Raw genomic sequence first — 11878 nt, 5'->3', positions numbered from 1 at the left:
ATCTTGGAAACCATATTTAATTATTTCGAAACCATTCCTACACTTCACAGAAGTTTGCTGCTTGCTGGAGGTATTGCTTTATTTTGGCTGTTGGAAGGTGCTTTTCCCTTAGTGAGGTTTTCTTATAAAAAGTGGAAACATGCATGGCCAAATTTCTTTTTTACGGCTACAACCATAGTGGTGAATTTTGGCTTGGCCTTTTTGTTGTTGCTCTCTGCCGATTGGGTTAAAACCAATCATTTTGGAATTATTAATTGGTTGCCAAGCATGCCACTTTGGTTATACATGGTTTTAGGCGTCTTGCTGCTTGATTTTTTTGGAGCCTATTTGGCCCATTTTGTAGAACATAAAGTAAAACCTCTGTGGATGATACATTTGGTACATCATACAGACCACCATGTGGATACTACCACAGGAAATAGGCACCATCCCTTGGAAAGCGTCATTCGATTTATTTTTACTTTAATGGGTGTTTTTATCGTGGGAACACCTATAGCCATTGTATTTATGTACCAATCCTTATCTGTGGTTTTTACACAGTTAACACATGCCAACATCAAACTTCCCAAAAAACTGGATAAAGCCATTAGTTATATTTTTGTTTCTCCAGATATGCATAAAGTCCACCATCATTATGTGTTACCTTACACAGATTCCAATTATGGGAATATTTTTTCTATTTGGGATAGGCTTTTTGGAACTTACATGGAGTTGGATCGGGAGAAATTGGTATATGGTGTGGATGTCTTTCCTGATGAAGTGAAAAACGGACAAATAAGCGAGCTTTTAAAACAACCGTTTCAAAATTATCAAAAACCTACCATTATTCCTGGAAAGGATGTGGTTTAATGCTTTCATATTCAAAGGTTTTTAACAGGTTGTCAACAATTTTTTGTAGTTCTTCTGATTTTTTTTGCAGTTCATGGATTATTTGTTGTTTGGTTTGGAAATTAATTTAGTTTTAGCCTGAGGATTAATTGGTTACTGTTGAGTTCAAGGATTGTAGAACTTAATAGTATTTTTTTTTTTTTTTGAAAACATTTTTACTGACATTAGGTCTAGGTATTTTATCAGGTTCCATACATTCTCAATCGGTTTTTGCCAAAATTGAGAAAAACAGAAACTCTAATGCCAGCAGTTTGTTTCATGAACTGAATGCAACCAAAGATACCTTATTGTTAAAAAGCAATACAGAGATTTCGCATGTATATTCCATAAATTCCAAATACAAAAGGGAATTGGATGTGTATTTAAGCGAAACAGATTTAAAGATTCCCCTTACCAATTTATCACAAGGAAAACATGTGGTTGTGGTTGATCAAACTCCAAAAAAAATCATTTTTGTAATTCATGTTTTTGGTGCATATCCTGTTGCATCCATAGATAATTAGAGATATTTCTGTCCAAATTATTTCTTTTTAAACGGAACAGCCATTCGTTTAAATGCCTAAAAGTTAGACGTTTAGTTTTGCTGTATACAGTTTGTCCGGTTTAGTTTGGGACTTATCGAATAAGTTGTTCTAATCTCAATTCCATGTCCACATTGTCGTATTTTTGATTTGTTCAACAAAGGATTGATTATAGCAAAAAATGAATTTGTTAAACAAAATTTCAGACATATGAAGACCCTAAATTTCAAAATGTTTCTGTTTTTGGTTGCGGCCTATTTTAATACATCTTACAGTCAGGATATCGTGTATTCCGCAATTTTCAAGAACGTAAATAAAACGGCCGAAAGTTTAACCCATTATTTAAATACTTCTGGAGATACCCTTTATTTAAAAAGCACATTCGATCTTAATAGAATTGAAGTAATTGGTGATGTTGGATTAAGGGAATATGCCATTAACGATGTTACCAAAGACATCAGGATCCCTTTAAACGATTTACCTCTGGGAGATTATACATTTGCTGTGGTGCATACTGAAGGAAGGGACGACACCTACATTTATAGAAAAACCATTGTTTTTAAAATTTCCAGGCTGTTGCCAATAGACTCAGGTTTACATAGAGGCTTGAATACGCTTGACTCTAACAACAACTTGGCAGTAAGCAACATACCTATCTTGGATTTAAGTGAAAATAAAATCATCAAACACTTTCCAAAACCTGTTGGTTTGGCTCAGAATGCAGATTCCAAAGCCTTGCAGCTTGACTCTAAAAGTTTAACGGTTTTATCGTTTGATGGTACTGATGCCATGTCTTCCATGGAAACCAAGGAGCTTTTGGATGCCAAACATTTAAGGACCAAAAAAATTGACAATATTTTAGAACGTTCTAAACCAACTTATTCCAAAGCCTACAATTTAACAGATATCCGTTATGGAAACCATAACATTCAATCCAGGGCAGATTACAGAAGAAATAATTTAAGGCCCAATGGCAGACCTTACGATTAATTATAAATCAAATATTTTGCCCTTAGTTTTTTAAAGGCTTCCAGGTCTTTTTGCCAAGTGGCTTTAATGTCTGCTTCACTTAGGCCAGCTTCAATTTGTTTTTGTAGTTTATCTGTTCCGGCATGTTTGGTGAAATTTTCAGTATTGAATACCTTGGACTTGTCTGTAGCATGATTATAGACTTTAATAAGCCATTTCAGTGAAACTTCAGCATATAAGGAATCGTTTTTTAAGTCTTCACCATAACAAAGTACCTCTTTGTGTTTTGGATTTTTGGCACCAAAACTCTCTTTTGGTGTGTATGTGAATAAGAACACATTTTTATCTAAAAAAGGCGCTCCATACCTTTGAAACTGAAATTTCGTTCCTCGTCCAGCATTGATGTTGGTCCCTTCAAAAAGTCCCAGACTTGGATATAGTTTAATGGCTTGATCGTTAGGAAGGTTTGGTGAAGGTCTAATAGGCACCTGGTAAAATTTATTGTGGGTATAATTTTTAGCAGGAATAACGGTAATGTTGCATTGTGCTTGGTTTTCCAGCCATTTTTCTCCATTGAGCATTTGGGCAAATTCACCTATGGTCAGTCCGTGAACCAAGGGAATGGGATGCATGCCAAGAAAACTTTTGTTTTCGGGTTCCAAGGTTGGGCCATCTACATAATGTCCGTTCGGGTTTGGTCTGTCCAATATCAGTAAGGGAATATTGGCTTCTGCACAAGATTCCATCATATAATGCAACGTAGAGATATATGTGTAAAAACGAACACCAACATCTTGGATATCGAAAATCATGATATCAATATCCTTTAAAGACTCCTTAGAGGCTTTTTTGTTCTTTCCATACAGCGAAACTATAGGTAAGCCTGTTTTAGTGTCTTTGCCACTTTCCACAAATTCCCCAGCATCTACATTTCCCCTAAAGCCATGTTCAGGAGAAAATACCTTCCTTAGGTCCATTTGTAGTGCCAGCAAGGAATCTACCAAATGTGTGTAAGTGGTTTGTGCTTCATTTTTAAAAATAACACTTGTTAAATTGGCAACAACTCCAATGCGTTTTCCCTGTAAAAGTGGCATGTATTTTTCAGTTTGGTTGGCTCCAACAATTATTTGATTGTCATTGCTATTAACTTGCGGCGAAGCAAACCCTTGGTCGATTTTAGTAGGTGACTTTTCGTTTTTAGCACTAGAAAAGTTTCCACAAGAAATGAGTATAAAAACAAATAATAAAACTGTATTTTTGAGGAGAATAAATTTTAATTGCATCATTTGAAATTTGAGTATTTTATAGCCAAACGCATTATTGATAGTAAAGCGTATAAAAGTAGTGTTTCGGCACCAATAATAAAAATTGGTATTGCTGCCATTGCTATAGGTATTATAGTGATGATGATTGCCATTGCCACTGGAATAGGACTGCAACAAAAGATTCGTGAAAAAGTGGTGGCTTTTAATAGCGACATCATCATTTCCAATTTCGACAGTAATAATTCTCAAGAAAGTGGCAACCCTGTATCCATGGAACAGGATTTTTATCCCGAATTTAAATCTGTTGAAGGAGTGGCACATATTCAGGCTGTGGCAACCAAATTTGGTGTAATAAGAACAGAAACCGACTTTGAGGCTGTTATTTTAAAAGGCGTAGGAGCCGATTTTAATTGGATCTATTTTCAAGATTTTCTAGTGAAAGGACGAGTTCCGGATTATTCGGGAGAAAGGAATGAAGAGGTGTTGATTTCCCAATATTTAGCCAACAGATTACAGTTTAAATTGGGTGATTCCTTTACCACTTTATTTAGAAAAGATGATCCAAACAAGCCTCCAAGCATGATAACTTACCATATTGTTGGGATTTATAATTCTGGATTTAAGGATTTTGATGAAACCTATGTGTTTGGGGATTTGCGCCATTTACAGCGTCTTAATAAATGGGAAGACAACCAAGCAGGGCATTTTGAGGTCTTTGTAACAGATTACAGTAAACTAAATGAGATTTACAATGAGGTTTACAACAATACACCACCATTGTTGAATGTAACAACGGTAGAACAAAAATTTGCTTCCATTTTTGAATGGATACAGATTTTTGTTAAAAATATCTATGGTATTATTGGTGTCATGATCTTGGTTGCAGGTATCAATATGATTACAGCTTTATTGGTTCTGGTTCTGGAACGAACCCAAATGATTGGTATTTTAAAAGCCCTTGGAAGCAGTAATTGGGCCATTAGAAAAATATTTTTGTACAATGCATCTTACTTAATCACTTTAGGGCTTCTTTGGGGAAATGTTATAGGATTGGGTTTATTGTTTGCTCAAAAATACTTCAAACTATTCCCTTTAAATCCTGACGTGTATTATGTAACCGAAGCTCCAGTTTACATTAGTTTAAGCTATATTCTGGCCTTGAATATAGGTACGTTTATCTTGTGTTTGGCCATGTTATTGGTGCCTTCCTATATCATTACCAAAATCTCTCCCGTAAAAGCCATTCGTTTTGAATAAGCAGGATTTTTAGAAACATCCCAAAATAATTCGTGTATTCATGGCAAAAACATAAATTTGCAACTGAAAAAAATTAAAATGGATTACGCAAAGAACATACTGGAAACCATAGGCAACACGCCATTGGTTAAAATGAATGCCTTAACAGAAGAATTACCATGTTTGGTATTGGCAAAATACGAAACCTTTAATCCTGGAAATTCTGTAAAAGACAGAATGGCCTTAACCATGATTGAAGATGCCGAGGCCGATGGACGTTTAAAACCGGGAGGAACCATTATAGAAGGAACTTCTGGGAATACAGGAATGGGTTTGGCTTTAGCGGCTATAGTAAAAGGTTACAAATGCATTTTTGTGATGGCTGATAAACAGAGTAAAGAGAAAATAGATATGTTGAAAGCAGTAGGTGCAGAAGTTATTGTTTGTCCTACAGATGTAGAACCTACAGATCCACGTTCTTATTATTCTGTTTCTAAGCGTTTAGGTGAGGAAACGCCTAACTCTTGGTATGTCAACCAATACGATAATTTAAGCAATACAAAAGCGCATTATCAAAGTACTGGACCAGAAATCTGGAAACAAACAGAAGGGAAAATAACACATTTTGTTGTTGGTGTTGGTACAGGTGGAACTATTTCTGGTGTTGGAAAATATTTAAAAGAACAAAATCCAGATGTGAAAGTCTGGGGAGTGGATACCTATGGTTCTGTATTTAAAAAATATCATGAAACAGGTGTTTTCGATGAAAATGAAATTTACCCTTACGTTACCGAAGGGATAGGAGAAGACATTTTACCTAAAAATGTGGATTTCGATATTATTGATGGGTTTACTAAAGTAACCGATAAGGATGCAGCTGTTTACACCCAATTATTGGCAAAGAAAGAAGGCATGTTTTTAGGGAATTCTGCTGGAGCAGCCATTAAAGGCGTGTTGCAATTAAAAGAACACTTTACAAAAGACGATGTGGTTGTGGTTTTATTCCACGATCATGGCAGCAGATATGTAGGCAAAATGTTTAACGACGATTGGATGAAGAAAATGGGTTATATTGAATAACTTCCTGTCGTTCAGAGGAATAAAACAACCGAAGAATCTTAATAAATAAAAAACCTGAGCGATAACTCAGGTTTTTTTTATTTCTTATTTAAAATATTACTTATTCAAAGGCGCTCCCACAGGAATGGTACAATCGTGCCCAGGTTGTCCATGAGCCGGATTCATACCAGGAGCAGTCTGAACAGGAGAGGAGCTTCCTGGGTTGATAACAGGTGATGAACTTCCAGGATTTACCACAGGAGATGAATTGTTTTTACTATTTAAAGGTGCTCCAACAGGAATGGCACAATCATGTCCAGGTTGTCCGTGAGCTGGATTCATGCCTGTAGCTGTTTGCGTAGGAGCACTGGAAGCCTTATTGGAATTGGTCTTTAGGGCATTTGTTGTTTGTTCTGCTGGTGTTTCTTGCGTAACGTTCTGCTCAGTATTACTATTTGTTGTTTTGGATTTAGATTGATCGCATCCGGAAAATAAAAGGGCCCCGAAAAATAAAATCCCTAAATAAGTCTTCATAGATTTAAAGTTTTTACACCATTATTGCCAACTTTTGGTTAAATAATGGATGATTGTTAAAAGATGTAAATATATCACATTATTAAATATTTTCCGTAATAATCCATGATTACTATTTAATAATTTGACCTCATTATCGGATCTGTACTTATAATGTGTTAATAGTGTTGGTTAAGCAGTTTTGTTTTTTAAAGTAGCAGATAATATCTCTTAAACAGCAATGTGTAAGCTTCTTAATAAAAACGGCAAGGGCGAACCAAGTGTTATCTATATTTAGGATTTTCAAAATTCCAACGGGTTCCATCATCCCAAGCTTCCCTGGAGTTTCCATAATTGGAATACCCTTTGTTTTCTTTCAGTAATTTTGCCAAATGCAGTAAATTATACGTCATAAACGTAGTGTTCCTATTGGTAAAGCTGTTGTCTTTGGCATGGCTTTCTTCGTCCATATAGCTTGGACCAGGTCCAGCTTCACCAATCCAACCACAATCGGCTTGAGGAGGAATGGAATACCCAACATGTTGTAAAGCGTATAAAATACCCATAGCACAATGTTTTATGCCATCTTCATTTCCTGTAATGACACAACCACCAACTTTTCCGTAAAACAGGTATTGACCTTTGTTGTTTGTTTTACCACTCATGGCATATAAACGCTCAATGAGTTTTTGGCAGACAGACGATTTTTCACCTAACCATATAGGAGTTCCAATAATTAAAATATCGGCTTCAAAAATATCCTTGAATAATTTTGGCCACTCATCTTTTTCAACACCATGTTCTGTCATATCTGGATACACGCCATAAGCAACTTCGTGATCTACAAATCTTATTTGTCTTACTGAAACGCCTTCAGCTTTCATGATTTTCCTGGAAACTTCCATCAAACCATCGGTATGGCTTTGTCTAGGCGATTTTTTCAAGGTACAATTAACATACATGGCTTTTAAATCTGTAAAATCTGGTTTTTTCATAATTGTAAGTGTTTAATGTTGCTTTATTTGTTTTAAGGCTTCCGTTATTTGAAGTTGAGCCATATCCACAACATGAGTAGGATGGTTTAAAATGGACAGTTCGGTGCAAGCTATCAATATATGAGCCTTGTTACTGTATTTAACAATAAGGGCGTTGTAGGCATCCCTATCTGCTAAGGTCTCAGTATTGGAATAGATTTTTTGTCTTAGGGCATCAATAAATTCCTCGTCTTTGTTTGATGGAGATCTGGTCTGGATGCCTTTTGAAGAAAAATAGTTTGAAAGATATGTGGAAGTCATGGTGTATTTTGAACCAAAAACAATTGTTTCTTTGATGTCCTTTTTTTTAAGGAAATTGACACTTAAGGGCAATGGGTGGATGATTTTGAGGTTTGTATCCAGCTTATCCATGGCCTCGTGTAATGTGATGTTAGGAACCAATAGATGTGATATGGGAAGTTTTTCTAAGTTACTAAGGTAGCTTGTGAGCGTAGGAAGAAGTTTTTTAAACTGATTGGGCAAATACGGATTAATGGAATTAAAATCAGTGTTGTACAGTATAAAAGGACAGGTGCTGTAACCCTGTTCTTCTTCATGGTACGCTTTGTTTAGGGCATCTAGATAAAACAAAGTACTTCTATGGCCCAAACCTAAAATCCCTAACATATTGGCATTTTTGGTCATGGTTCTAGGTTTTAATTAAAATATAATCGGCAAAGTAGGATTTGGTATCCAATAGTTTGGTCACGATTCTTAAAGAGCTGTTTTCTAGAATGGAATTTAAGATCTCATCGTTATATTTTCTGGATATTTCGGTGTGAATTTTTTCCCCTTTTTTAAATTGAAAGGTTTTATTTAAAGCACCAATATGTACCTCTTGATCTGTATTGCTTACAATATAACTTCTGGCAATGCCTTCGGTTTCGGTGTATTCAGGTTGGTGGGAAAATTGATCTATGTTAAAATTAGCATCCAGTTCCTTATTGATTCTGTTCAATAAATTAAAGTTGAAAGCTTTGGTAATACCTGCTTTGTCGTTGTAAGCAGGTAAAACAATGTCTTTGGATTTTATTAAATCCACACCTAAAACCACTTTATCGTTGGGGTTTAAAGAGCTGCTTAGCTTGGAAATAAAGCGTTTGGCCTTTTCGTCTTCCATGTTGCCAATGTTAGAGCCTAAAAACAACACTACTTTTGGGTGGTTGGAAGTTTTTAAACCATCCAAAACGTTAAAGTAATCGCCTTGTTTCTTGGTCACGTTCAAATTTGGGATTTCAGTGTTTAGGTTGGTTTCCAATTGCTTTAAAGCATTGTTGGAAATGTCTATTGGGATATAATCGAAGTTGAAGTTTTCGGAAATCAATACCTTTAGCAATTCTTTGGTTTTTGTGCCATCGCCAGCTCCTAACTCTATCAATTCAAAATATACATTGGGATTGATGTCCAATGCTGCTATGATGTTTTTGGTTTGATTTTTAAAAATGTCAAATTCGGCTTTGGTTAAATAATATTCTGGGAGATTCATTATTTTAACAAATAAATCGTCACCTGTTTTATCGTAAAAGTATTTAGATGGCAAAGATTTTAAGGCTTTGCTTAAACCTTCGTTTATGTCGTTTTGAAATTTTGTGTTCATATAAGTTATTTAGCTAATCTGATTCCAGAAAATTGCCATTGTGTGTTGGGTGAAAAAAAGTTTCTGTAGGTAAAGCGACTGTGATTTTTTGCAGTAGCTGATGAAGCGCCTCTTAAAACCATGAGGTTTACCATAAATTTGCCATTGTATTCGCCAACGGCTCCTTTGGCTATTTTAAAATTGGGATAAGGTAAATAGGCCGAATTGGTCCATTCCCAAACAGTTCCCCAATCCAGCTCTTTGGAAGCGACTTCCCATTCAAATTCTGTTGGTAACCTGTAGCCTGCCCAAAAGGCATAAGCAGCAGCCTCATAATAAGAAACATGGGTTAATATAGCATCTGGATTTACAGGTTGCAAACCAGATAACGTGTATTGGTGCCAAACACCGTTTACGAGTTTCCAATACAATGGACTTTTAACTTGGTTTTGTTGCAGCCAATACCATGCATCGTCCAACCAATACTTGGCTTGTTGGTATCCTTTGTCGTTTATAAACTCAATAAAATCGCCGTTGGTCACTAATGTTTTAGATATTTTGTATGGTTCTAAAAACACGCGATGTCTTCCCAGCTCATTGTCAAAACAAAACCCATTTCCTGCGTGACCAATGTTGTAAATGCCCTCAGGAACTTCTAACCAATCTGATGTCTGTTTTTTCGTGCTTATATAATTTGTTTCTGAATACTTAGGATAAATAGGATTGCAGGAAAAGGTATATTTTAAATCGGTTATCAGTAATTCTTGATGTTGTTGTTCGTGATTGATGCCTAAAATGGTCAGTTTTTTAAGGTCTGCAGAAACTGTACCTTTTAAAAGTTCCATCATGTGTTTGTCAATATATTCACGATAGGCGTAAACCTTTTCTATGGAAGGTCTGGTAATTAGCCCACGGTTTTTACGCTCAATACGTTCTCCAATACTGTTGTAATAACTGTTGAACAAAAAACTATAAGAGTCGTCGAACACTTGGTAGTTTTCAACATAGGATTTTAATATCATTTCCTCAAAAAACCAAGTGGTATGTGCCAAATGCCATTTTGGAGGACTGGCAAATTCAGCAGATTGAGGTGTATAATCCTCTGTCTTTAAGGGTTTGCAAAGCGCTTCGGTTTGATTTCTTGTGACTAGGTAAAATTGTAATAAATCTTGCATATCCCTTAAATATAATAAGCTTTTGCGACATTTAAACTTGGAATAAGATAATTTTAACAATCGCTTAAGGAGTATGTCCTATTTGTTTTAAAGACCTTACTAAAGAGATGGGATTAATTACAGATAAAGGTTATTAAACGTAGAATAATCCCTTCAAAATTAATTAAAAATCTAAGTTTTTTCCCTATTTTTAGAGTATGCAAGAAGATTTTCTACATTATATCTGGCAACATAAGAAAATGTCTGTGGCTCACTTAAAAACCACACAGCATGAGACTTTGGAAATTGTTTCGGTAGGACAGCACAATACAAATTCTGGTCCAGACTTTTTTAATGCACAATTAAAAATAGCAGATCAACTTTGGGCAGGAAATGTGGAGGTTCATGTTAAATCCAGCGATTGGTTTGTGCATAACCACGAAACAGATCAAGCCTATGACAATGTGATTTTACATGTGGTTTGGGAACATGATACAGAAATTTTTAGAAAAAACAACTCCATTGTTCCAACTTTGGAATTAAAAGAAGTTGTAGATAAAATGGTCTTGCTCAATTACAGTAAATTGCTTTCAGCAAAAGATAAATGGATTAATTGTGAAGCAGATTTTGCTGAGGTAGCACCATTTGTCCTCGAAAGTTGGTTGGAACGTTTGTATATAGAGCGTTTGGAGCGAAAGTCTGAAACCATTGAAAAGCTTCTACAGGATTCCAAAAACAATTGGGAAGCCGTTTTGTTTAAAATGTTGGCTAAAAACTTTGGTTTGAAAGTGAATGGGGAAGCTTTTTTTAGCATGGCAAATGCTGTAGATTTTCAGATAATTAGAAAACTGCAAAACAATCAATCAACTTTGGAGGCTTTGTTTTTTGGACTAACAGGCTTGTTGGACCAAGACATTCAGGAGCCCTATTTTTTAGTCTTGCAGAAGGAGTACAGGTATTTAAAACGAAAATATAATTTGCATGATACCGAAGTTGTGCCAATTCAGTTTTTTAGACTTAGACCTCAAAATTTTCCAACCATCCGTTTGTCGCAATTAGCCACACTGTATCACTTGCATTCCAGTTTGTTTTCTCAAATAATGGAAATTTCTTCGCTTAAAACCATATATAAACTGTTTCAAGTGTCGACATCTGTTTTTTGGGAAACCCATTATAGCTTTGGAAAAGTATCTAAACCTTCAAACAAAAAAATAACCAAAGCTTTTGTTGATTTATTGATCATAAACACCATTATTCCTATAAAGTTTGCTTATGCCAGACATCAAGGGAAAGATGTAAACGATTTTCTTTTAGAGCTGATCCAGCAGATCCCATCAGAAAAAAACAGCATCGTTTCTGCTTTTAATAAAATAAAAAAAGTCTCACACACAGCCATGCAATCGCAAGCGCTTATTCAACTTAAAACCACATATTGCGATAAAAACCAATGCTTGAAATGTGCTGTGGGCAATGCGTTGATTGTTAAATAGGCAAGTCGATAAATTAAGGAGTTCACTATAAATAACTTGAATCCAGAATCGTTAAGGTTTTTAAGTGTTTTAATAAAAACACCCAAAAAGTCTTGAATCTTGAATTTTTCTTGATAAACGGATAAATTACACAGATTTACTTAAGAACCCTTTTGTTAGTCCCACAAATTGAT

The 11878-nt window shown here is 35.4% G+C and carries 12 protein-coding genes; 6 read left to right on the top strand and 6 right to left on the bottom strand.

Translation table 11 applies throughout. The annotated features are described in order from the left end of the window. Nucleotides 1-3 precede the first annotated feature (3 nt). The 3 genes from D778_RS08145 to D778_RS08135 all read left to right on the top strand — a co-directional run bounded on the left by D778_RS08145 (nucleotide 4) and on the right by D778_RS08135 (nucleotide 2399). Nucleotides 4-849 (top strand): sterol desaturase family protein, encoded by an 846-nt coding sequence (locus D778_RS08145; protein WP_007649553.1) that lies wholly within the window; start codon nucleotides 4-6, stop codon nucleotides 847-849. Between the two features lie 182 nt (nucleotides 850-1031). After that, on the top strand, nucleotides 1032-1391 hold the full coding sequence (locus tag D778_RS08140) for a hypothetical protein (RefSeq protein WP_007649551.1): 360 nt from the start codon (nucleotides 1032-1034) through the stop codon (nucleotides 1389-1391). A gap of 228 nt (nucleotides 1392-1619) precedes the next feature. Next, nucleotides 1620-2399 (top strand): hypothetical protein, encoded by a 780-nt coding sequence (locus D778_RS08135; protein ID WP_155949922.1) that lies wholly within the window; start codon nucleotides 1620-1622, stop codon nucleotides 2397-2399. Here the strand turns inward: D778_RS08135 and D778_RS08130 are convergent. Further along, nucleotides 2396-3664 carry an exo-beta-N-acetylmuramidase NamZ family protein gene (locus D778_RS08130; protein WP_040491895.1) on the bottom strand — a complete coding sequence of 423 codons (1269 nt, stop codon included), beginning with the start codon at nucleotides 3662-3664 and terminating at the stop codon, nucleotides 2396-2398. The genes D778_RS08135 and D778_RS08130 overlap by 4 nt on opposite strands. Here D778_RS08130 and D778_RS08125 point away from each other — a divergent pair, their 5' ends adjacent. Together D778_RS08125 and D778_RS08120 are read left to right on the top strand one after the other, a co-directional pair. Then, a complete protein-coding gene (locus D778_RS08125) occupies nucleotides 3665-4900 on the top strand; it encodes an ABC transporter permease (protein WP_040491893.1) in 1236 nt (411 codons plus the stop codon). Nucleotides 4901-4978: 78 nt separating this feature from the next. Continuing rightward, nucleotides 4979-5959 (top strand): PLP-dependent cysteine synthase family protein, encoded by a 981-nt coding sequence (locus tag D778_RS08120; protein ID WP_040491891.1) that lies wholly within the window; start codon nucleotides 4979-4981, stop codon nucleotides 5957-5959. A 96-nt stretch (nucleotides 5960-6055) separates the two neighbouring features. On the opposite strand, the gene D778_RS14185 is transcribed toward D778_RS08120, so the two are convergent. From D778_RS14185 to egtB, 5 genes are all read right to left on the bottom strand, one after another. Continuing rightward, complete coding sequence (locus D778_RS14185; protein WP_007649543.1) at nucleotides 6056-6472, bottom strand: hypothetical protein; 417 nt, start codon at nucleotides 6470-6472, stop codon at nucleotides 6056-6058. Between the two features lie 263 nt (nucleotides 6473-6735). After that, on the bottom strand, nucleotides 6736-7446 hold the full coding sequence (locus tag D778_RS08110) for a flavodoxin family protein (protein ID WP_007649542.1): 711 nt from the start codon (nucleotides 7444-7446) through the stop codon (nucleotides 6736-6738). A gap of 12 nt (nucleotides 7447-7458) precedes the next feature. Beyond that, nucleotides 7459-8130: an aspartate/glutamate racemase family protein gene (locus tag D778_RS08105; RefSeq protein ID WP_007649541.1), complete on the bottom strand. Its 672-nt coding sequence runs from the start codon at nucleotides 8128-8130 to the stop codon at nucleotides 7459-7461. A 4-nt stretch (nucleotides 8131-8134) separates the two neighbouring features. Then, on the bottom strand, nucleotides 8135-9082 hold the full coding sequence (locus tag D778_RS08100) for an L-histidine N(alpha)-methyltransferase (protein ID WP_007649539.1): 948 nt from the start codon (nucleotides 9080-9082) through the stop codon (nucleotides 8135-8137). Between the two features lie 5 nt (nucleotides 9083-9087). After that, a complete protein-coding gene (egtB, locus tag D778_RS08095) occupies nucleotides 9088-10236 on the bottom strand; it encodes an ergothioneine biosynthesis protein EgtB (protein ID WP_007649537.1) in 1149 nt (382 codons plus the stop codon). A gap of 197 nt (nucleotides 10237-10433) precedes the next feature. Here egtB and D778_RS08090 point away from each other — a divergent pair, with 197 nt between their 5' ends. Beyond that, the gene (locus D778_RS08090; RefSeq protein WP_040491889.1) at nucleotides 10434-11705 is read left to right on the top strand and encodes a DUF2851 family protein; all 1272 of its coding nucleotides are present in this window, start codon (nucleotides 10434-10436) and stop codon (nucleotides 11703-11705) included. Nucleotides 11706-11878 lie beyond the last annotated feature (173 nt).

It is taken from the genome of Xanthomarina gelatinilytica (assembly GCF_000348685.1).
Classification (GTDB): domain Bacteria; phylum Bacteroidota; class Bacteroidia; order Flavobacteriales; family Flavobacteriaceae; genus Xanthomarina; species Xanthomarina gelatinilytica.
This window is presented reverse-complemented; position numbering and strand designations above follow the sequence as displayed.